General features: G+C 68.3%; 17 protein-coding genes. 8 read left to right on the plus strand and 9 right to left on the minus strand.

Annotated elements, in window-relative coordinates; genetic code table 11:
- Positions 1–158: 158 nt before the first annotated feature.
- Positions 159–620 carry an Lsr2 family DNA-binding protein gene (locus HLV61_RS05370; protein WP_369253356.1) on the minus strand — a complete coding sequence of 154 codons (462 nt, stop codon included), beginning with the start codon at positions 618–620 and terminating at the stop codon, positions 159–161.
- A 406-nt stretch (positions 621–1026) separates the two neighbouring features.
- Positions 1027–3585 carry a GmrSD restriction endonuclease domain-containing protein gene (locus HLV61_RS05375; RefSeq protein WP_369253357.1) on the minus strand — a complete coding sequence of 853 codons (2559 nt, stop codon included), beginning with the start codon at positions 3583–3585 and terminating at the stop codon, positions 1027–1029.
- 218 nt (positions 3586–3803) lie between these two features.
- Here HLV61_RS05375 and HLV61_RS05380 point away from each other — a divergent pair, with 218 nt between their 5' ends.
- From HLV61_RS05380 to HLV61_RS05390, 3 genes are read left to right on the plus strand one after another with little or no spacing between them, the layout of a single operon-like run.
- Positions 3804–5783 (plus strand): type I restriction-modification system subunit M, encoded by a 1980-nt coding sequence (locus HLV61_RS05380; RefSeq protein ID WP_369253358.1) that lies wholly within the window; start codon positions 3804–3806, stop codon positions 5781–5783.
- Positions 5780–6940, plus strand: coding sequence for a restriction endonuclease subunit S (locus HLV61_RS05385; protein ID WP_369253359.1), 1161 nt, complete (start codon positions 5780–5782; stop codon positions 6938–6940). Before HLV61_RS05380 ends, HLV61_RS05385 begins: the two co-directional genes overlap by 4 nt.
- Positions 6940–9978: a type I restriction endonuclease subunit R gene (locus HLV61_RS05390; protein WP_369253360.1), complete on the plus strand. Its 3039-nt coding sequence runs from the start codon at positions 6940–6942 to the stop codon at positions 9976–9978. Before HLV61_RS05385 ends, HLV61_RS05390 begins: the two co-directional genes overlap by 1 nt.
- 53 nt (positions 9979–10031) lie before the next feature.
- On the opposite strand, the gene HLV61_RS05395 is transcribed toward HLV61_RS05390, so the two are convergent.
- The 7 genes from HLV61_RS05395 to HLV61_RS05425 all read right to left on the minus strand — a co-directional run bounded on the left by HLV61_RS05395 (position 10032) and on the right by HLV61_RS05425 (position 16288).
- Positions 10032–11399, minus strand: coding sequence for an ATP-dependent nuclease (locus HLV61_RS05395; RefSeq protein WP_369253361.1), 1368 nt, complete (start codon positions 11397–11399; stop codon positions 10032–10034).
- 74 nt (positions 11400–11473) lie between these two features.
- Positions 11474–12079, minus strand: a complete 606-nt coding sequence (locus HLV61_RS05400) for a hypothetical protein (protein ID WP_369253362.1) — start codon at positions 12077–12079, stop codon at positions 11474–11476.
- The gene (locus tag HLV61_RS05405; RefSeq protein WP_369253363.1) at positions 12043–12642 is read right to left on the minus strand and encodes a DUF262 domain-containing protein; all 600 of its coding nucleotides are present in this window, start codon (positions 12640–12642) and stop codon (positions 12043–12045) included. The genes HLV61_RS05400 and HLV61_RS05405 overlap by 37 nt, the downstream gene beginning before the upstream one ends.
- A 183-nt stretch (positions 12643–12825) precedes the next feature.
- A complete protein-coding gene (locus HLV61_RS05410) occupies positions 12826–13383 on the minus strand; it encodes an enoyl-CoA hydratase-related protein (RefSeq protein WP_369253395.1) in 558 nt (185 codons plus the stop codon).
- Complete coding sequence (locus HLV61_RS05415) at positions 13380–14597, minus strand: GGDEF domain-containing protein (protein ID WP_369253364.1); 1218 nt, start codon at positions 14595–14597, stop codon at positions 13380–13382. The genes HLV61_RS05410 and HLV61_RS05415 overlap by 4 nt, the downstream gene beginning before the upstream one ends.
- 134 nt (positions 14598–14731) lie before the next feature.
- Positions 14732–15985, minus strand: coding sequence for a formamidase (gene fmdA, locus HLV61_RS05420; protein WP_369253365.1), 1254 nt, complete (start codon positions 15983–15985; stop codon positions 14732–14734).
- Between the two features lie 24 nt (positions 15986–16009).
- Positions 16010–16288, minus strand: a complete 279-nt coding sequence (locus HLV61_RS05425) for an FmdB family zinc ribbon protein (protein WP_369253366.1) — start codon at positions 16286–16288, stop codon at positions 16010–16012.
- A gap of 320 nt (positions 16289–16608) precedes the next feature.
- On the opposite strand from HLV61_RS05425, the gene HLV61_RS05430 reads away from it, so the two are divergent.
- The 5 genes from HLV61_RS05430 to HLV61_RS05450 all read left to right on the plus strand — a co-directional run bounded on the left by HLV61_RS05430 (position 16609) and on the right by HLV61_RS05450 (position 21805).
- Complete coding sequence (locus HLV61_RS05430) at positions 16609–17049, plus strand: VOC family protein (protein ID WP_369253367.1); 441 nt, start codon at positions 16609–16611, stop codon at positions 17047–17049.
- 51 nt (positions 17050–17100) lie between these two features.
- The gene (locus HLV61_RS05435; protein ID WP_369253368.1) at positions 17101–18429 is read left to right on the plus strand and encodes an ABC1 kinase family protein; all 1329 of its coding nucleotides are present in this window, start codon (positions 17101–17103) and stop codon (positions 18427–18429) included.
- A 22-nt stretch (positions 18430–18451) separates the two neighbouring features.
- Positions 18452–19417: an NAD(P)H-dependent flavin oxidoreductase gene (locus HLV61_RS05440; RefSeq protein ID WP_369253369.1), complete on the plus strand. Its 966-nt coding sequence runs from the start codon at positions 18452–18454 to the stop codon at positions 19415–19417.
- Positions 19418–19500: 83 nt separating this feature from the next.
- The gene (locus HLV61_RS05445) at positions 19501–20745 is read left to right on the plus strand and encodes a polyhydroxyalkanoate depolymerase (RefSeq protein ID WP_369253370.1); all 1245 of its coding nucleotides are present in this window, start codon (positions 19501–19503) and stop codon (positions 20743–20745) included.
- Between the two features lie 61 nt (positions 20746–20806).
- The gene (locus HLV61_RS05450) at positions 20807–21805 is read left to right on the plus strand and encodes a hypothetical protein (RefSeq protein ID WP_369253371.1); all 999 of its coding nucleotides are present in this window, start codon (positions 20807–20809) and stop codon (positions 21803–21805) included.
- Positions 21806–21849 lie beyond the last annotated feature (44 nt).

Here is a 21849-nt window from a genome sequence, read left to right on the forward strand (position 1 = left end):
CGAGTCATTCCGTCGGGTCGGCCCTGCTCTCGAGGTGGGACCAAGGCGCTCCTGGTCGCGGACTGCCGCATGCCGGTCTCCCGCCCCCTGCCCGGGCGCAGAGTGATCTTCGCCTCGGGCGTGGCGGCGGGCACCGCGTCGCAGCTAGCGCCGCACACTCACCGGTGCGCGTCCCGGTAGGCGGCCTTGATGCGCTCCGGGACCTGCCCCCGATCCTTTACTTCATGGCCGTTGGCCCGCGCCCAAGCCCGGAACTCAGCGTTACTGACGGCGTCGACGCCTTCAGGCAGCATGCTCGGCTTCTTGCCCGAACCGTCGCCCGGCACCGGCAAGCACCCTTCAGTCACCAGCCGGACCACGTCTTCAGGCTTGAGCTGCTTCGCCTTCATCTTTTCGTAGCCGGCCATGACGGCGTCGACGTCCACGCCAGCCTGCTTGGCTTGTCGCTTCAACTCCGCCAGGTCGATCTCACCTTCCAACAATCGCTTCAGGTTCGCCGCGTCTTGGGCCTGCAACTCCTTAGCCGCCGCCTGGTTCCCCTTCTGCCAAAGAAGCCAGCCACCGCCGGCTCCACCGCCGACCAGCAGACCTGCCGCCGCAAAAAACAGAATCGGCACCATCGAGGCATTCCCCCAAGCGTGAAAGACACCGGACGACCCTCAGCATCATTGTCTCGGGAACTTGTTCGCTAGCCCGACGCGCCTCGCCTCCCCCGTCTTGGCGAGCCATTTCCAGCCGAGCGACACCTGCTTTCGCCTGCCCTGGAACATCGATGCGTCGGCTTGCGACTGCGCCGTCTCACCCCACCGTGTGGATCCGGCCCGTATGGGCGGCACCATTTCCGGGACCTGCGCCATTTCGCCGAGAGCCTTCCGATAGTCGTCGCGGGCGTGGCGGCAGAGGTCGCGAGCAGTCAGGCGCCACCTCAAGAGACGCCTGGCCGTGCCCTCGGTCTTGCGGACGGAGTGCGGGGCGCCCGTACCTGTACGCGGCAGCCACGCGGCTCCCCTCGGCTCAACGACGTCCTTACGCAGGCATGATAGACGTCTCGGATGCCGCTGCTGATTCCTCCTCGGGCGTCGCGACGGCGATACGCCTGAACCAATTCAGGTGGGCCAGCAAGCCATCGCGGGACGACTTCGCGATGGTCAAGTCGACGTGGAACCCAGGGCGCATGGAGACCTTGGCGACAGGGAGGTCGACGCCGGGCACCTGGTTGAGACGCCGGCGAAACTCGTCACGCAGTTCCCATCGGTCGAACGGCGGCCGGTACAGCATGTACTGGAAGACGACTTCGACCTTCCCCGAGGGATAGATCGTGAAGGGCCAGACCTTCTCGCTAAGCCGGGTCGCGTCGGTGGCCATCAGGTAGCAAGAGACTTCGCCTGCCTCCCCGAACTCGAGACGGCCACCCAACCTCGTCCAGCCGTCGAGAAGCGCAAGTACGCCATGAACCGCTTCTGGGCTCTGGGCTTCGCCTAGTTGCGCGATGAAGGTGTCACGCAGGTCGATCTGCGTATCCGAGGCAGGAACCGAAAGTTCGGTGGGCAGGATCTCAGGCTCCATCCCGACCAGAGCAGCAAGCTCGCTGCTGGTGAAGCGCTGAGCTTTCGATGCCCGCCCTGATTCATCGAACTCGACGCCCTCGTCGCGAAGCATCTGTTCGGGGCTGTCGGTACGCCCGGGCTCAAGCCATCGGAAGTCCGGTGATACCACACCGGCGGCCTTCAGGACTCGGTGGGCGTTCGGCACCGGGTTTCCGGCGATGTACTGGCCTACGGGAACGGCATGGCTGCCGATGAGGGCGGCCAGATCCCCGTAACTGGTCCAGGACCCCGCAGGAAGGGCCGCGAGCGCGGTCGCCAGTAGCGGCCAGTTCGGCCCTCCCGCCGGCAGGGCGCCGGCGACGGGTCCGGGCCACGTCTCGGTGATTCGGGCAGCCAGTCGGGCCGCGCGTGCCTTCAGCTGCGAGACACCCCAGTGGTCCTCCTTCGCGATCTCCTGGTTCATCCGAAGACCACTCGTAGCAAGCTGCTCGCGCTTGACGTGGAAAGGACTGTTGCTGAGCACGCTGTTATAGCCCGTCAAAGTCAAGTTCGCGAGGGTGTGGACCAGCTCGGCATGCATCTGCTCGGCGTCCTCCCCCGCCTCGAGGTCAAGCTCGGCGATCCACGAGTCCGTCAGCGTCTGAGGCAGGACGTGCTCGATCGTCAGACCTCCCAGCGCCACCGGCTCTTTGCTCTCGTATGACTCCTCCAGCCAGCGCAGAACCAGGTTCCGCTGATTGGGTCGTCCGGTCAGGTAGAACGGCGCGGTTGCTACCGCGGCAGTGACGTCGGCGTCCGACCCGTAGTGCTTGCGTCCCGTTGACAGGTAGACACGGACGGCTTCCTCGACGGGCAAGTCTTGGGGCATCTCGTGGACCGTCGCGAGCAGGATGCGATTGAGGCCCTGCGTGGCACGTCCGACGATCAGCCGGCGAACCAGGTAGCTCTCGACGTAGAGCGCAGCCGCGGCGACTTGCTCTGACGTCGCCTCGCCTCTGTCCCTCAGGTCAAGCAGGCGCAGCAAGAGCGGGTAGACAGTCGTCGTGCCCCAAGCCTTCAGCCTCTCCAGGCGGAGGCGCACACCTGAGTGCTGCTCCAGCTCGGGGTTGAGGATGACCCTCAACAGACCGCCGAGGCGCCGGAAGCGCAGAACTTCCGCCTCGATGTCCTTCTCGTCATGGAGCTTGTTGAGCCGCTGCTGCTGGGCTGCATAGGTATCGGCCTGCCTGTGGGCCGGGTCTTGCTGCACCAAGTCGAGCCAGAAGAGCAGCTCCAGCTCGTCGCTCGTCAGCGACTCCTGCAGCGGCAGCCACGTTGACTCATAGACCTGCTCCCCACGCGTGGGCAGTCGCATGAAGAGGTAGTTGCGGAGCAGGTCGCCCTGCGTCAGGCGCAACCCCGTGTTGTTCAGGGACTCGAAGATGCGGTGCGCGTTGTCCCCGGCCTGCGCCGTCACCGACACGAGAGCAAGCCCGCGGAGCACCGCGTCCTCGAGCCTTTCGATGTCATGCGGATCTTCCGGGTCGTCTGCAGCGACGAGCCGGCTTCTGAAGAAGCGGTAGGCGTCGAGGACGGCGCTCGCACCGCTGGCCGGTGTCCCGTCGATGACCGCGTTGTACTGCGGCCGGTCGGCCTGCGTCGGAACCAGCTTGATCCGCTGCGCCTCGGGCTTGAACTTGTTGCTCAAGTACAGCTCATTGATGCGCTCGCGGTGCTCCGCTGACTCGGTTGCGACTCGATGATCACGAATAGCCGCTAGCAGGACCGTGAGGGTCGTCAGACGCTGCTGGCCGTCGACGACAAGGAACTCCGGAACGCCCGTAGGGCCGTTGGACGGACTCGGCGCTAGCACTAGGGAACCGATAAAGTGACTGGCCTTGGGGTCGCCGACCCGGTCCTCGGCGATCTGGACAAGGTCACCCCAGAGTCGTTCCAGCTGGACGGCGGTCCATGCGTAGGTCCGTTGGTAGAGCGGCACCCTGTACTGCCGCGCGCCCTCCAAGAGCTCCTGAAGGTTCGTTTCGCTTGCTTTGACCACCGTGCTCCCCCGTCAGGCAACTGCTCGTATCGTCCGGACGCCGTTGCCCTCAACCTAGGCCAGTGACTCGCAAGGACGCTTCGCGCTGCGTCGGTCCTCACCACAGCCGTCCCATCACCGAGTCGGTGTCCCGGGCGAGGGACGCGTTCAGGTAGACCCTTCTGTGTCGACCCACGAACAGGCAGAGTCGGCGGCAGTTACGAGACGGGGTAGAGCGCGTGGACGGGTTCGAGGGCAAGGTCCAGTTTGTGTGGCAGGTCGCCGACCTGTTGCGCGGTGACTACAAGCCGGCGGAGTACCGCGGGGTGATCCTCCCGCTGCTGGTGCTGCGCCGGCTGGACGCGGTCCTGGAGGAGACGAAGCCGGCCGTGCTGGCGCGGGCCGAGCAGCTCAAGGGCGTGACGGACAACCCCGACCTGCTGCTCAAGCAGGCGGCTGGCGTGCCCTTCTACAACGTCAGCCCGCTGACGTTCACCAAGCTGCTCGACTCCCCCAACAACCTTGCCCAACAGTTGCGCGCCTACATCGGGGCGTTTTCCCCCGGTGCCGCACAGGTACTGGAGAAGTACCGGTTCGACGAGCAGATCACCCGCCTCGACGACGCCGGCCTGCTGTACCTCGTGCTGGGCAAGTTCGCCGATTTGGACCTGCGCCCGGAGGTCGTGCCCAACCATGCCATGGGCTACATCTTCGAGGAGCTGCTGCGCAGGTTCTCCGAGCTCTCCAACGAGACGGCGGGCGAGCACTTCACCCCACGCGAGGTCATCCGACTGATCGTCAACCTGCTGTTCGGCGAGGACTCCGACGTTCTCACCGGCACGGCTCCGGTGCGCTCGATCTACGACCCGGCCTGCGGCACGGGCGGGATGCTCAACATCGCCGACCAGTACCTGACCCGGCTCAACCCGAAGGCACGGCTGGAGATGTTCGGCCAGGAGCTCAACCCCGAGACGTGGGCCATCGCGCGGTCGGACCTACTCATCCAGGGTCAGGACCCCGAGCGGATCGTGCTGGGCAACACGCTCACTGCCGACGGACACGCGGACAAGCGGTTCGACTACTTGCTGGCCAACCCGCCGTTCGGCGTCGACTGGAACAAGTCGAAGGACACGATCGTGGCCGAGTCGAAGCAGCCTGGCGGTCGGTTCAGCGCTGGACTCCCCCGCGTCTCCGACGGCTCCCTGCTGTTTCTGCTGCAGATGATCGCCCGGATGAAGCCCGTCGAGGACGGCGGCAGCCGTGTGGCGATCGTCTTCTCCGGAAGCCCGCTCTTCGCCGGGGCCGCAGAGTCGGGAGAGAGCAACATTCGGCGCTGGATCATCGAGAACGACTGGCTGGAGGGCATCGTCGCGCTGCCCGACCAGCTCTTCTACAACACCGGGATCAGCACCTACGTCTGGATCGTCACCAACCGCAAGCGCCCCGAGCGCAAGGGCAAGGTTGCGCTGATCGACGCCCGCAGCGAGTGGTCGAAGATGCGCAAGTCGCTCGGCGACAAGCGCAAGTACCTCGACGACGCGCACATCGAGGAGATCACCCGGCTCTACTCGGATGCCCCGGAACTCGCAGACGCCGACGAGCGGGTAAAGGTTTTCAACGACGACGTGTTCGGCTTCCGCCGGATCACGATCGAGCGCCCACTGCGCCGCCGATGGACGGTCACCGAGGACACCATCGAGGCCGTTCGCTCGGCCAAGCCGGTGGTCGCTCTAGCTGCCGGGGACGACGACGCGCGGCGGACCCACGACGCACTGCTGGGCGCGCTCGCTGATCTCCTGGGAACGACAGAGGATACCGAGGCGGCATTCGTGAAGCTGCTGCTCAACGCGTGCACTGCACGCAAGCAGATCGGCCTCCCGTCGGCGATCAAGAAGGCGATGCTCTCGGCCGCCGCGGTCGCCGACCCGGACGCACCGGTGGTCACCGACAGGAAGGGCGACCCGCTGCCCGACCCCGATCTCCGGGACAACGAGAACGTGCCGCTCACTGAGGACGTCGACGCCTACATCGAGCGCGAGGTGCGCCCCCACCTACCTGATGCCTGGGTCGACCACACCAGCACCAAGATCGGATACGAAATCCCGTTCACCCGGTACTTCTACAAGTATGTCCCCCCGCGCCCGCTGGCCCAGATCGACGCCGACCTCGAAGCCGTGGAGGCGCAGATTAGGCATGTGCTCACGGGACTGAAGCGATGACGGCCGCTCGCTCGCTTGCCCACCTAGCCACATTCGTCAATGGCCGCGGATTCCGTAGCGAAGAGAGGTCCGAGTCGGGACTCCCGATTGTTCGCATCAGGCAGCTTGTTGATCCTGAAGCGGCCGTGGATTTCTTTGACGGCCCCGTCGAGGAACGTCACCGTGTGAACAACGGCGATCTCATCTTCTCTTGGTCAGGAACCCTGGCGACCCGCTTATGGGACCGCGGTCCGGCTGCCCTAAATCAGCACCTCTTCAACGTCCACCCGGACCCTGGGGTCGACAAGGTTTGGCTCCGCTGGGCCATCGAGTCACTTCTTCCAACCTTCCGCGGAATGATGCATGGCTCAGCAATGACTCACATAACGAATGAGATGCTGCGACAGGTTAAGATTGCGCTCCCTTCTATTGAGGAACAGCGCCGACTGGCAGAGTTCCTCGACGATCAGGTAGGAAGACTCGATCGTGCCGAAAGGGCCTACACTTGGCTGTCAGATCTCCACAATGAGCGGATCGACGCACTCATCTGGAGCTTTCTCCGACCGAACCCCGACAGCTCAATGAAGCAGAGTTCTCATACGCAGATGAGACGCCAGCTAATCAAAATGGTAAGGCCAGCCACTTGGTCCGACGGGGATGCAGTAACCGCGTTCCGCAATGGTCAAGTCATAGCCCGATCTGAGCGTCGCGCCGACGGGTACACAGAGGCGTCCAGCCAGCAGTCGCAAGCCCAAGGTGTCGAAGCAGGCGATCTCGTTATCCATGGCCTCGACGGTTTCGCGGGAGCAATCGGGACATCTGAAAGCGACGGAGTCTGCAGTCCCGCGTATCACGTTTGCCAGGTGCGTGACGGTGATGCGGACTTCTACGGTCGGCTTCTTCGACTGATGGCTGTCAATGGCTATCTCAGCCTCTACGGCGGCAGCTCCAGAGAGCGTGCCGTGGATTTCCGCAACTGGAGTTCCTTTTCGCAGACTCCCATACCGGTCGTGTCAGTCGAACAGCAGTCGCACATTGGCGAAATGATCAGGGCACTGCGCCCGCTCGGCGTGAAAATTGCTCAGCTGCAGAGCTTGCTCGACGAGAGGAAGCAGGCTTTGGTCACCGCAGCGATTTCCGGACATCTCGACATAACGACGGCGCGGGCGGTGGCGTGATGGCGGGGCACACCGAGTCTGACTTCGAGGCCGCGATTGAGGTGCACCTGCTCGCGCACGGATGGCGGCACGGCTCCCCCACCGACTATGACGTGCCGCTCGGCCTCGACCCGGTCCAGTTGATCGACTTCGTGCAGGAGACGCAGCCGAAGGTCTGGGCGAAGCTCACCGAGCAGCACGGGTCGGCCGTCGTCGCCAAGGTGGTCAAGCGGATCGCCGACGAGATCGATGCGCAGGGCGTCGTCCAAGTGCTCCGTCGCGGCGTCAAAGAACGCGGCCAGCGCATCCAGCTCGCCTTTTTCCGCCCCACCCACGGCCTCAACCCGGAGCTGGTCGAGAACTACGCGAAGAACCGACTACTGGTCTACCGGCAGCTGCACCACAGCGAGACCAGCACGCACCAGTCGCTCGACCTGATGCTCGCCGTCAACGGCATCCCGGTCGCGACCGCCGAGCTGAAGAACCACTTCACCGGCCAGACGGTCGAGCACGCGAAGGCGCAGTACCGGGACCCGAAGCAGCGCAACCCGACCGACCGGATCTTCGCCCGCCGCGCGCTCGCGCACTTCGCCGTCGACCCGGACGTCGTCTTCATGACCACGAAGCTCGACGGGTCGAAGACGGTATTTCTGCCGTTCAACCAGGGATCGGACGGCCCTGGCCGCAAAGGCGGCAAAGGCAACCCGGTCAACCCGAACGGCCACCGCACTGCCTACCTGTGGGAACAGGTCTGGGCGCGCGACACCTGGCTGGACCTCCTGCACCGCTACGTCCAGGAGGACGTGCCCAAGCAGGGCGGCCGCAAGGTCCTGTTCCCGCGCTACCACCAGTGGGACGTCGTCGAGCGGCTCACCTCGCACGCCGCCGTCCACGGCTCCGGGCGGAGCTACCTGCTGCAGCACTCCGCCGGCTCGGGCAAGTCCAACTCGATCGCCTGGTTGGCGCACCGTTTGGCCGACCTGCACTCCCCCGGCGACCCGGCGCAGCTTGCTCCCGACGCCGGGATCGACACCGACGAGCTGGTGTTCGACAAGGTCGTCGTCATCACCGACCGCCGCGTCCTCGACCAGCAGCTGCAGGCCACGATCTCCGGTTTCGAGCACGTCCAGGGACTGCTGCAGCGCATCGACGAGGACTCCCAGCAGCTCAAAGCGGCCCTCACCGACACCAAGACGAAGATCATCATCACCACGCTGCAGAAGTTCCCAGTGATCGCCCAGGACGCCGCCGTCGTCGGCAAGCGGGTGGCGGTAATCGTCGACGAGGCCCATTCATCGCAGACCGGGGATGCCGCGCAGAAGCTGAAGAAGGTGCTCGGAGCCAGCGACCCGCTGACCCCCGACCCCGAGACCCCCGACGACCAGGACCTCCTGGCCGACGCCGTCAGCTCGCTCACCGAGTCCGCCAAGTCCCGCGGTCGCAGCGCCAACCTGTCGTTCTTCGCCTTCACCGCCACGCCCAAGGGCAAGACCCTGCAGCTGTTCGGCATCCCGCACGACGAGGCCGGTACGACGGTCTACGAGCCGTTTCACCTGTACTCGATGCGGCAGGCGATCGAGGAGGGCTTCATCCTCGACGTTCTGGCCAACTACGTGACCTACAAGCGCTACTACCGGCTGGCCAACGGCCTGACCAGTGACGACCCCGAGGTGGAGAAGGGCAAGGCCGCGGTCGCGCTCGCCCGCTTCGTCGACCTGCACCCCTCCAACCTCGACCAGCGGGCCGAGATCATCGTCGAGCACTTCCGCACGGTCACCGCCGGCAAGATCGGCGGACAGGCCAAGGCGATGGTGGTGACTGGCAGCCGGCTGCACGCCGTCCGGTACCTCGCTGCCGTCGAGCGCTACCTGGCGAAGAAGCAGCTCACCGGTATCCGCGCCATGGTCGCCTTCTCCGGCGGCGTCACCGATCCTGACCTCACCGGCGACCCGGTCACCGAGAGCAGCCTCAACGGCTTCCCCGAGACCCAAACCAAGCAGCGCTTCCACGACGAGGGGCAGCTGCTCATCGTCGCCGAGAAGTACCAGACCGGCTTCGACGAGCCGCTGCTGCACACGATGTACGTGGACAAGAAGCTCGAAGGCGTCAAGGCGGTGCAGACGCTCTCCCGGCTCAACCGCATCCACCCAGGCAAGGAGGACACCTTTGTCCTCGATTTCCGCAACACCGCCGAGGAGATGCGCGAGCAGTTCGCGCCGTTCTACGAGTCCAGCTGGACCGAGGAGACCGACCCCAACCTGCTCTACAACCTGCAGACGCGGATCGAGAACCACCACGTCATCGAAAAGGGCGAGCAGCAGGCAGCGGTGACCGCCTTCCTCCTCGGCCACGAGGCCACCCACGCCACCGTGACCGCCAATGTCGACCCCGCCGTCCTCCGCGCTGGCAACCTGCCCGACCACGAGCTCGCCGACCTGCGCGACGCGCTCAAGGCCTTCGTCCGCGCCTACGCGTTCCTGGGCCAGATCATGAAGTTCACCGACGAGGAACTAGAAGGCCTCTACCTTTACGGCAAGCTGCTGCTCGCCAAGCTCAAGGAGGCACCCAGCGAGTCAGGGGCCATCGACCTCGGCGACACCGCGCTGGCGTTCGTCGGCCACCAGGCCGGCATCGAGACCAGCGGCAGCAACACTCCCGGCGAGAGCACCGGCGAGATCGAGAGCTTCACCGGCGAGGGCCGCGGCGGCACCGTTGAGGAGGCGCTCATGGTCAAGCTCTCCGAGCTAATCCAGACCTTCAACGCCGCCCACGGGATCGACCTCAGCCAGGCCGAGAGCCTCCTCATCTATGTGGGCGTCCCCAGTCACCTATCGGACGACGAGAACGTCCAGCAGCGGGCTGCGGACAACACCGAGGAGCAGTTCTCACTGACGATCAAGAAGGACGACATCGCCGGCGCGCTGTTCCAGAACCAGGAGAGCTCGACCAAGCTATTGAAGGCCCTGCTGGAGAACGACACGTTCGCCGACGCCGTTCAGAGGATCGTCAGCGCGGAGACTTGGAGGGCTGCACGTCGAAAATATGCCCAGCCAGCCTAGTGACTTCGCGCAGTCATCAGCCAAGGCCAGTGACTCCACGAGTCTAGGTGAAGTCACCCAATCTCTCTGCGAATACCTGCAATCAGAGTTCGCAATGCCCCGCGCACGCCAGGAGTCGTTAACCATACCCTCACTGAGAGTCGCGCCAGTGACTCAGAGTTCAATGCCAAGCGTTGGACCAGCTCATGCCAGGCTTCGTGGGGGTCCTGACCAGCCACAGAGGACAGCGCAGTCCGGATCTCTGAGTCCGCCCGCCCCAGCGTTCGACTGGCAAGTCGCGGCTTACTGGCAAGGGCTGCCATCAGCTCCTCTTCCGGACTGGTATCACCCGGAAGGCAGAGCCTCGTGCCGCCCAAATTGCGCTGATCGCCATCCAAAACTCCAACGGCTGGCTGTCTGGGCGATAGACTGTTGCAGGAATCCACGGCTCGCTTGACGTTCTCTACGCTGCCCGCCCACGAGATTTGCACTCCCAGCCCCGCGAGCTCCCCACTCAAGCTCAAGAGCTCATGAAGCACGACCTGGGCTAACCGGTCCTCGACAATCACCAGCGCCGCTGGGCGGGCCGGCAGGCCGAGGAGGACCCTGGCCTCTTCCAAGTTGCGAGGTGCGCGAACGTTTACATCAATGCCCATGACCTCTAGGACCCTTACTGCACTAACAGGGACCTTCTGCAACATCTCCACCGAGTGAGTGCTTACAATAGACGTAAGCGAGCGTTCAGATGCAACCCTGGCGATGACATTCAGCAGGGCAGCTTGACTCGCAGGCGACACATGGGCTTCCGGCTCCTCAATCAGCAGAAGAGAACCCGGTGGCGCTTGAAACAGGCGCCACAAGAGCGTGAGGGCGGCGAGCTCGCCGAGCCCCATTGACAGCGAGTCGTACGCGACGCCGTCTGGAGTCTCTATAACGAAGTAGGGAGTGGTTTCGCTCAAGGCTTCCTCCGACACGGCCTCCTCCGGGTTCTCAGAGCGCCTCTCAAGCTCATAGACCGCGACTCGCCTGTAGTCCTTACGTGTCACATAGCGAATCAGTTCGAGCTGGCCGCTCGGAAACTCACGGGCTCCGAATTGCTCTACATACTCGGCGAGGTTTTCTTCGAACGACAGCGCCTGGCGGCTGGCTCGTGCGTCACTAGACGCATCAACCATGATCGTTTCAGTGAAGGACGGCGGTCCGCCAGCGACCAACCCATCCGCCAAGTCAATCGACAGCTGGGCGGCCTCTTTGGGGGTGGCCGTGCGGAGGATCGCCGTACCTTCATGGAGGTGTGCAGGCAGGTGATCCCTAGAGCCCCAAAGGGTAGCGGCCATGAGCGCCAGCAGGCTTGATTTTCCAGTTCCGTTGTTGCCGCACAGGATTGTCAGCGGACTGAGGTGCGATATCTCAACGTTAGCTGGGAACGAACCGCGCTGCACAGAAAACGAGTCAAGCCTTTGTGGCCGCGCCTTCTCGAAGAGCCGCTTCCAGTGGCCTACGACTTCAGCATTTCTCAACTGAGGTCGCCCCATTCAGGAATGTCGATTATGTCGTAGAGTACCCCTTGGCCGATGCGTCCGTCGCTGCGACCAGCGCGAGCAAGTGAATACTCTTCGATAGACCCGCCAGGCCAACCCACTGCTCGGTCAAAAAGAACGGCAATCACCGCGTCACGCAGGAGGACCGATGTGACGTCGAGGACTCGTGCAGTTGCCCTGTCGTCGTAGACATCGAGAAGAGAACCAGTCGGCCAAGACTCCTCGGCGAGCGGACCGCCTGTGCGTCGTGCTTCTCTGCGCTTCTCCAGCATTGCGGCGAACAGCAGCGCGAAGCTATCGAAGGTCTCTGGGTCAAGCTTCCCGCGCGTGGCCCTTCTTAGCCTGACACCGAAGATCAGCCACGAGAAGAGCGTGGCCCGGTTGAATCGAAGCGCACCGGCCTGAAAGCTGGGCAGTCGCGAAAGATCCTCTAGAGCTTCGCGAGCCCGGATCAGTGCCACACGATCAAAGGGGGCCCCGGAACGATATTTCCGCGTAACGGCGGCGCCCGACAGCTGCTCCCTTAAGGAACCTATTTCAAGCGTCAGGCAAAGTCTCGCGATCGCGTCGTCGTATGCCATCCGCGAATTTGTGAATCCAACCGTTTCGCGGCGCCATCCGATCTGTTCAGCGAGGTCGACGAGTTCGCGAACCTCTTCACGCGCCGGCCCGAAGAACGCGTTCCTTTTTCCGCATTCGTAAGGGAGACAGGCTCGTTTAGGCGAAAGAAAAGCTCGAATGGCTCCTCGGGCAAGTAGTCTGACAGATCGACGACCTGAATGGGGAATGACAGGATGCCACGACGCACTTCGTCCGACAGGTCGGAAAAGTGGTAGCCGTGAAGGTTCTTCACTTCCGGGATCGGGGGATCGATACGGCCGTCGATGGAGAAGACGTCATCGCAGAACTCAACGATAGCGGTTAACCTCTGCTGGCCATCCAGTACAGATTGCCGCCCGTCGTGCTCACGGATGAAGTGGAGAGGTGGTATGTGCCAAGAGCGAAGGATGGTGTCAATCAGCCGCTGCTTCTTGCGAGTGGACCAAACGCTCCCCCTCTGAAAGTCCGGCTGCAAATCAATTCTGCCGTCCCGGACACGGTTGACAAGAAGCTCAACCTCGGCGATGGTCGGCGTCAGACGCAAGGGGCTCCACCTTCTGGGCTCGACTAGATTGGCGCGAATCTAGCGGAAAGTTGGCACGCCTTCCAATGGGGATGGCCCGAGCACCGCTAGGCGCGGTGCGCGCTCCGCCCAAGCTAATTCATCTCCTGACGTACGGGAAGGGCGTTCCGACTTACATCAACGCTTTGCCGACACCCGAGCGGCTCAGAGGAAGACTTCTATGTGTTTCCCGCCGAGCGACGCATCGACCACATCTGAGCGGGGCGCTCGGACTGCATCGCGACCTCCCAGCCGACCGCGCCGTTGACGACCTCCTTTCGGAGGTTGCCCACCGCCGCCCGCACCAGCTCGGGGTCGGCGGCCACGCGACCGGCCAACTCGAGGGGCCCGGTCCTCGACGGCGGCGTCGTCCACCGACTCCCACGCCAGCCCGAGCTCCACGGCCTTGGTCCCGTCGATCTCCTCGCCGAACAGCGCCATCGCCGCGGCGGCCTCCCGGCTGATCAACCGCGACAGGATGACGAAGTGCCCACCCCCGGGGTGCAGGCCGCGCTTGAGGAAGCCGGCCAGCAGCCGGGCGTTGTTCGCGACGATCCGCAGGTCGGCCGCCAGCAGCATGTTCATCCCCGCGCCGACGGCGGACCCGCGCACCGCCGCGATCGTCGGGACCTTCACCTGGCCGAGCCGGTAGAAGGAATCGTAGATGCGGCCCATGCCCTCGTAGGCGTCAGGCGCGGCGGGGTCCTTGCCGGCGCTGGTCAGCGTCGCGGCGTTGTTGCCCGTGCAACGGCACGGCGCTCCGCCGGCAGGTCGTCGGCCTCGACCACATGCAGGACGCCGCGGCCGCGCTCCTTGGCGCCGTACATCGCCCGGTCCGCCAGCGAGAGCACCTCGTCCAGCGTCGTCCCCGCGGACGCCATCGCCAGCCCGATAGAAGCCGACACCCGCACCGTCCGCCGTCCCACCTCCACCTCGTCCACCAGCACCGCGGCGAGCCCGTGCCCGATCGCCTCGGCAACAGCAGCGGACACCCCCGGCAGCACCGCCACGAACTCGTCCCCGCCCAGCCGGCCGACCACCGCCCCCGGCAGTTCCCGCTCCACGTGCCGGCGCAGCCGGTCGGCGAGCCGGACCAGCAGCTGGTCCCCCACCGCGTGCCCGCCGCGGTCGTTGACCTCCTTGAACCGGTCGACGTCCACGAACAGCACCGCTCCCCCGACCGCCAGCGCCGCGCGGCCGGTGTCGAGCAGGTGGCTGCGGTTGGCCAGCCCGGTCAGTGGGTCCTGCCGCGCCGACCGCAGCAGCGCCTGCTTCCACCCGTCGGCCTTGGTCGCCACCGCGGTCAGCCGGTCGACCGTCTCCCGCAGCCGCGCCGACTGGCCACCATCCGCGTCCACGGCCAGCCCCGCCGTCGAGGAGGTCAGCGTCTCGAGCACCGACTCCAGCGGCAGCCCGGCCGCCACCGCCTCCAGCGTCTTCCCCTGCGCCGCCAGCAGCCCCTTGTCCCAGCAGTGCGCGGCCACCTGCCGCCGCAGCGACAGCACGCTGCGCACCAGCCGGACCTGGTTCTCCAGCAGCGCCTGCTCCGCCTGCGAGAACGCGCGCGGCTCGTCGTCGAAGACGCCGAGCGAGCCGAGGACGAAGCCGTCCTCGTCGACCAGCGGCACCCCGAGGTAGGACCGGATCGCGCCGGCCGCCACCGCCGGGTTGTCGCGGAACACCGGGTGGTCGAGCGCGTCGGCCACCTGCAGCGGCTCGCGCAGCGCCACCACGTAGGCGCAGAACGACAGCTCGTCGGGCACGTGCGAGTACGGCGCCCCGGCACCGTGCTCGGCCGGGTAGCACTGCAGATCCGGACCGACCAGGTTGATCATCGCGATCGGCGCCTCCACCGTCCGCGCCATGTAGGCGACGACGGCGTCGAGGTCGGCGATGCCCGCGTGCCCGCCCAGCCGGTAGCTGCCGACCGCGGCCAACCGAGCCGGCTCGGCGACCCTCCCGCGGACTCGGCAGGAGGGGCGTTTCGACCACGGCGCTCACGCGCGGCGACGCTAGCTGCCCTGCGTCACTTCCGGGACACGGAGCGGCACGGCGTCGCGCGCGGACCCGCTCAGGCGGACGACCTGGGCGCACCCATCCCCGGGTCGATCCGCGTCGGCCCCGAGGCCGACGGCTCGACGTCGAAGTCGAAGATCCCGGTCGGGATGTAGACGGTCGCGCAGGAGTTGGGGATGTCGACGACGCCGGACAGCCGGCCCTCGATCGGCGCGGAGCCCAGCAGCAGGTACGCCTGCTCGGGGCTGTAGCCGAACTTCGTCAGGTAGTCGATCGCGTGCAGGCAGGCGCGCTGGTAGGCCAGGTCGGAGTCCAGGTAGTGCTGCTCGTCGTCCAGCGTCACCGAGGTACCCGAGAAGGCCAGCCACCGGTCGTAGCGGGGCTCGACGTTGCCGGGCAGGAAGATCGCGTTCTCCGCCACCCCGTAGGTCTGCATGCCGCCCTTGAGCAGGTCGATGTGGAGGTCGATGAAGCCGCCCATCTCGATGGCGCCGCAGAAGGTGATCTCGCCGTCGCCCTGGGAGAAGTGCAGGTCGCCCACCGACAGGTTCGCCCCCGGCACGAACACCGGGTAGAACACCCGGCTGCCGCGCGTGAAGTTCTTGATGTCCTGGTTACCGCCGTTCTCCCGCGGCGGCGCGGTCCGGGCGGCCTCCGCCGCAACCCGGTCGAAGGCCTCGCCCGACAGCGACCCCAGGATCGCGTCGTCCGGGAGCGGCGGCAGGGCCAGCGGCGGGTTGCGGTCGGGGTCGGTGGCGATCAGCGCGCCCTCCCGCCGGTTCCAGCGCGCCAGCAGGTCCGCCGACGGCGCGGTGCCCATCAGCCCGGGATGGGTGATCCCGGTGTAGGACACCCCCGGCACGTGCCGCGACGTCGCCGTCTGCCCGCGGAAGTCCCAGATCGCCTTGTACGCGTCGGGGAACTGATCGGTGAGGAACCCGCCGCCGTTGGTCCTCGCGAAGATGCCGGTGTAGCCCCAGCCCTGGCCGGCCAGCGGGCCGGAGTCCTCCTGCGGGATCGGGCCCAGGTCGAGGATGTCGACCAGCAGCAGGTCGCCGGGCTCGGCTCCCTCCACCGCGATCGGCCCGGACAGTGCATGCACTCGGGACAGCGGCGCGTCGCGCACGTCGTCTGCCGAGTCGTCGTCGTGGATGGCACCGTCGAACCACTCACGGCAGTGCACCCGGAAGACGTCGCCCGGGCGCACGGTGACCGCCGGCGGGATGTCGGGGTGCCAGCGGTTGTGGCCGACCAGCTCCTGGTCGGTGAACGACCTGCTGGAGTCGAGCGGGAAGACGACCTCGGGCACGGCGGACCTCCAGGCGGGGACGGGTCAGGGGCGGGGCAGGCGGGCGAGCGCCGGGTTCGCGGGCCGTACCGGCGGGCGGTGGGACGGCGGGGCGGAGACCACCGCGGGCTGGTCGGCGCTGCGCTCGGTGCGGTCGATCAGCGCACGGTTGCGGGCCGACCCGAGCGCCAGGCCTGGAGCGGTGAAGATCCGGGGCGCAGGGGCCGCGCAGTCGGGGCAGGGTTCGGAGTCGGCCGCGGTGCCGATCGGGCGGGCGACCTCCAGCACGCCGTGCTCGGTGCACCGGTACTGGTAGACGGCCACGACGGCCCCTTCCGCTCCGACCGGCGGGACCGCACCCGGTCCCCGGCTGGCGGGCGTCGCGTCGCCGCGGCTCCCGCTCGGAGCCTGTCGGGACGCGGCACGGCCGTCCAACCCCGACGGCCCGCGCGCCGTCCCCCGACCTGCGCGTGCTCACCCAGTGGTGCACGCGCGTGACGCCGCGGCGTCAGGACGTCGCCTGCTCGACCCCCCGGGCCGTCCGCCTCTGTCGCCGCGGACGTCGTCGGCGCCACGCTCCGGGCCTCACCTGCCAGCAGGCCTGGCAGCCGGAACCGGTGGGTGCAGGTGGTCAGGAGGGTGACGTGACCGGTCCCGCTCAGGCCCGACCGGCCATCATGGGTTTCCACCACCTCGCGATCACGGCGACGGACCTCGACGCGAGCGTGGCGTGGTACCAGCGCGTGCTGAGGCTCCAGCCACTCCCGATGACGTTCCCGCACCACGGCTCGGAGGAGTCCGGGCACGCCGTCCTCCTCCTCGAACCGGCCCAGGGGTGGGCGATCGGGATCCACCGCCACGTCGCCAACCCAGGGACGCCGGCCAGTGAGACGGCGACGGGCCTGGACCACGTCGCATGGGCGGTGTCCTCCCGGGAGGACCTCGATGCCTGGGCTTCGTGGCTCGACGAGCAGGGCGTGGAGCACGCCGGCGTGACGGACACGACCGACCCTATGCCGTACTCGGTCCTGGTGTTCCGGGATCCGGACAACGTCCAGCTGGAGCTCGTGCACCTGCCGGGATGAGCCGCGCACGACCGGCGCCGCGGCGCAGCCGGACGGCGCTAGCGTCCGACGGTGGACCAGCCCGAGCCCGGCCGTCCGACGAGCAGCCGCCTCGCCCGCACCGCCCGGCTCGCCGCGCTGCCCGCGGCGTTCGCCGGCCGCACCGCCGTCGGGATCGGCAGGCGCATCGGCGGCCGTCCCGCCGAGGCGGTCGCCGCGCAGGTGCAGCAGCGCACCGCCGAGCAGCTGTTCGCCACACTCGGCCAGCTCAAGGGCGGCGCCATGAAGGTCGGGCAGGCGATGTCGGCGATGGAGGCCGCACTGCCCGAGCAGCTGGCCGGCCCCTACCGCGAGGCGCTCGTCCGGCTGCAGGACGCGGCGCCGGCCATGCCGACCGCGATGGTGCACCAGCAGCTCGACCGGGCGTTCCCGGCCGGCTGGCGGCAGATCCTCCGCGACTTCGACGACCGGCCGGTCGCGGCGGCCAGCGTCGGCCAGGTGCACCGCGCCACCTGGTCCGACGGCACGCCGGTGGCCGTGAAGATCCAGTACCCGGGCGCCGGCGAGGCGCTCGTCGCGGACCTCGGGATGATGCAGACGGTGGCGCCGGTCGTGCAGACGGCCATGCCCGGCCTCGACGCCCGGCAGCTCTTCGCGGAGCTGCGCGCGCGGCTGGTCGAGGAGGTCGACTACGTCCTCGAGGCCGACACCCAGATGGCCTTCGCCGATGCCTACCGCGACGACCCCGACATCGCCGTCCCCGACGTGTTCGCCGTCGAGGAGAACGTGCTGGTGAGCCGGTGGATCGACGGCACGCCGCTGTCCCGCGTCATCACCGACGGCAGCCAGGACGACCGCGACCGCGCCGGCCTGCTGCTCGTGCGACTGTTCGCCTCCGCGCCCGTGCGCGCCCGCCGGCTGCACGGCGATCCGCACCCCGGCAACTTCCGGCTGCTGGCCGACGGCCGGCTCGGCGTCGTCGACTTCGGGGCCACCGAGGCCCTGCCGTCCGGCTGGCCGGGAAAGCTCGGCCCGCTGCTCGCCGCCGGCAGGGACCGCGACGCCGGGGCCCTGCACCGCATCGCCGCCTCCGCGGGACTCCTGCAGCCGAAGGCAGTGACCCCGGACGCCCTGATGACGCTGCTCGACCCCTACCTGCAGCCGCTGCGCAGCCCCACCTTCGGGTTCAACCGGGCCTGGATCCAGGAGCAGACCCGGCTCGCCTCCGACCCGTTCAGCGCTCCCGCCCGCACCCAGCGCCGGCTGACCATCCCGCCGCGCCACCTGCTGCTCCAGCGCGTGGCCGTCGGGATGACCGGCGTCCTCTGCTCGCTGGGCGCCACCGTCGCGGTCGACGGCGAGATCCGCCGGTGGCTGCCCGGCTACGACACGCAGGTCTGACCACATCGAGAGGAGACGGGCCGTGGAGACGCCCTTCACCCGACTGGTCGGCTGTTCCGTCCCCATCCAGCAGGCCCCGATGGGAGCGGTCTCCTCACCCAACCTGGCCGTGGCGGTCGCCGAAGCCGGCGGCGTCGGCACGCTCAGCGCGCTCGGCCTCCCGCCGGAGGTGCTGCTGCGGCGCCTCGACGGGATGCGACGGCGTACCTCCGGCGTGCTGTCCGCCAACGTCGTCACCCCGGAGGTCGACGAGCAGCTGGTCGCCGACGTCGCCGAGCGGGTGCGGCTGGTCGACTTCTTCTGGTTCGACCCCTCGCCGCGGCTCGTGGACGTCGCCCACCGGTCCGGGGCGCTGGTCAACTGGCAGGTCGGGTCGGTCACGGAGGCGCGCGCCGCGGTGGACGCCGGCTGCGACGTCGTCACGGTCCAGGGGGTCGAGGCCGGTGGCCACGTCCGCGGCTTCGAGCCGCTCCTCCCCCTGCTGCGCGAGGTGCTCGACGCGGTCGACGTCCCCGTCCTCGCGGCCGGCGGCATCAGCGATCGAGGCTCCTTTGCCGAGGTCATGGCGGCCGGCGCGGCGGGTGCCCGGATCGGCACGCGCTTCCTCGCCACCATGGAGTCCGGCGCCTCCCCGGCGTACAGGCAGGCGGTCGTCGACGCCGTCGGGGACAGCACCATGATCACCGACGCGTTCGCCGACTGCCCCCTCTGCGCCACCAGCCCGCGGGCCCGGGTCCTGCGCGCCGCGGTGGAGCGGCTCGCCGAACTGGACGACGACGTCGTCGGGACGGTCCCCATGGGCGGCGCGCGGGTCCCCGTGCCGCGCGCGTCCGGCCTCCCGCCCGTGGCCGGCGCCGAGGGTCACCTCGACGCGATGGCCATGTACGCGGGAGCCGGCGTCGGCGCGGTGACCGACGTCCGGCCGGCCGCCGAGGTCGTCGCCGAGCTGATGGCAGCCCTCGAGCTCCGCCCGCGCCCACCGAGGTGAGTCGCCGCGCCGCCGTCCCGGGTTGCGGTTACGTTGCTGTTGAGTGACGCAGGTCACCACTCCGACTCTGGACGGGCAGGCCGATGCTCTACACCGCCTACGAGATCAACCGTCGAGCGGGGGCGCCCGTGGTCGCGGCGTCCGGGCTGGCCGCCCGTGCCCTGCACGCCCTGCCCGCCCCGCTGGCTCGCACCCCGGCCGTGCGGCACGTCCGGGCGGCCTGCGACATCCTCGCCAAGGCGCGTCCCACCCACGACCGGCCGGCGTACGGCATCGGGACCGTGCGGGTCGGCGGCCGCGACGTCGACGTCGTCGAGCGCCCGGCGCTGACGACGCCGTTCGGCACCCTGCTGCACTTCGCCAAGCCGTCGGTTCCCGGCCAGCCCCGCGTGCTCGTCGTCGGCCCGATGTCCGGCCACTTCACGACGCTCATCCGGCCGACGATCCGCACGCTCCTGTCCGACCACGACGTGTACGTCATGGACTGGCACAACGCGCGGGACGTTCCCGTGGACCGCGGGCGCTTCGGGCTGGACGAGTACATCGCCCACGTCATGGACGCACTGCGTCACCTCGGCTCCGGCACCCACGTCGTGGCCGTCTGCCAGCCCGCCGTCCCCGTGCTGGCCGCCGTGGCGCTGCTCGCCGCCGAGGGCGACCCCACCGAGCCGGCCAGCCTCACCCTCATGGCCGGCCCCATCGACACCCGCATCAACCCCAACCGGGTCAACACCGCGGCCGCCACCAAGCCGCTGTCCTGGTTCGAGCGCCGGCTCATCGACACCGTGCCGGGCCGGTACGCGGGCGCGGGACGGCGGGTCTACCCCGGCGTCGTGCAGCTGACCGCCTTCATGTCGATGAACCCGAAGAGACACCTGGGCGCGCACGCGCGGATGTACCGCGACCTGGTGGCCGGCAACACGGCCGCGGCCGCGGCCACCCAGGCCTTCTACGACGAGTACGGCGCGGTGATGGACGTCCCCGCCGAGTTCTACCTGGAGACGGTCGGCCGCATCTTCCAGGAGCACCAGCTCCCCACCGGGCGGCTCACGTGGCGGGGCGAGCGCGTCGACCCCGGCGCCATCCGGAACACCGCGCTGCTCACGGTGGAGGGCGCGCAGGACGACATCTGCTCCCCCGGCCAGACCGAGGCGGCCCACCGTCTGTGCACCGGGATCCCGGAGGAGCGCAGGCGGCACCACCTGCAGGACGGGGTGGGCCACTACGGCGTCTTCAGCGGCTCTCGCTGGGAGGCCGAGGTCTACCCGGTCGTCCGGGCGTTCATCGAGTCCGCCCGGCCCGCCGAGCGGACGACGTCCCTCGGCTGAGCGGGCGCTTGCCCGGGGAGCCGCCCCGGCGGGACCCTCGCCTCCCCGCCCGGGAGACGAGATGTCCCGCACCGCCGCGACAGCACTCGCCGTGCTGCTCTCGACCGCCTGCACCGGCGGGGACGACGCCCCTCCCCTGCTCGACTCGGTCGTGGACGCCGTGGACCTCGACGCCGCCCTGGGCACGGACGTCGTCCTGTACGACCTCGCGCCCAGTGCCGACGGCCTGCCCGTGGCCCTGGTCGGCGCGGCCGTTGCCGCGCAGGGCTGGCTCGTCCCGCTCGCGGGCGGCGCCCCCACCGCCGTCCCCGCCGTCGACCCGGGCAGCGAGCTGGTCATCGCCGACGACGGCACGCCCCTCGTCGTCGGCACCGCACTCACTCGGGTCGGCGGAGCGGTCCTCCCGCTCCCCCTCGACGGGCCGCCGGACGCCGTCCTCCTCGACGGCGACGTCCTCTCCCTGGCCCGCGGCCCCCGGCTGGCCGCCGTCGACGCCGGCACCGGGCAGGTCCGGGCCACCGCCGTCGCGCCCGGTCCGGTCACGCACCTCGCGTCGATGCCGGACGGCGACCTCGCCGCACTCGTCACCCGTTCCGGAGGCGGCGTCGACCTGATCCGCCTCACCCCCGACCTGCGCCTCGACGGTGACCCGGTCGAGCTGGTCGCCGAGGGCGGCAGGCCGACCGGCCTGCGGGTGACCTCCGACGGCACCGTCGTCGCCACGGCATACGTCGGAGAGGCACAGGAGGACGGGCGGCTGGTCACCGTGGTCGACGGCCGGGTGCAGACCGCCGTCGACCTGAGCGGCACCGACGACACCGCCCTCGACCTCGCCGTCATCGGTGGCATGGCCTACGTGGTGCTGTCCGCCTCCTACCACCCGGCCGAGCTGACGGCGGTCGACCTCGTGACCGGCGAGCGCACCGGGACCGTCGGGCTGTGCGGCGGCGCGGGTGCGTTCGGTGCGCTCGCGTCCTCCGCCGACGGCGGCACCCTGACCGTCGTCGGCTCGTGCATCGACGCCGACGGACCGTCGACCACCGCCTTCGTCATCGGCTGACCGGCCTGTGGACAACTCCCGGGTGGGTCGTCCGGCGCTGCCAC

This window comes from Geodermatophilus amargosae (assembly GCF_041028265.1).
GTDB classification, from domain to species: domain Bacteria; phylum Actinomycetota; class Actinomycetes; order Mycobacteriales; family Geodermatophilaceae; genus Geodermatophilus; species Geodermatophilus amargosae_A.

What these genes read in the sequence shown, in the direction of transcription:
- HLV61_RS05370 (WP_369253356.1), bottom strand. Translation starts at nt 620, where the DNA reads ATGGTGCCGATTCTGTTTTTTGCGGCGGCAGGTCTGCTGGTCGGCGGT.
- HLV61_RS05385 (WP_369253359.1), top strand. Translation starts at nt 5,780, where the DNA reads ATGACGGCCGCTCGCTCGCTTGCCCACCTAGCCACATTCGTCAATGGC.
- HLV61_RS05390 (WP_369253360.1), top strand. Translation starts at nt 6,940, where the DNA reads ATGGCGGGGCACACCGAGTCTGACTTCGAGGCCGCGATTGAGGTGCAC.
- HLV61_RS05400 (WP_369253362.1), bottom strand. Translation starts at nt 12,079, where the DNA reads ATGGCATACGACGACGCGATCGCGAGACTTTGCCTGACGCTTGAAATA.
- HLV61_RS05445 (WP_369253370.1), top strand. Translation starts at nt 19,501, where the DNA reads ATGCTCTACACCGCCTACGAGATCAACCGTCGAGCGGGGGCGCCCGTG.
- HLV61_RS05450 (WP_369253371.1), top strand. Translation starts at nt 20,807, where the DNA reads ATGTCCCGCACCGCCGCGACAGCACTCGCCGTGCTGCTCTCGACCGCC.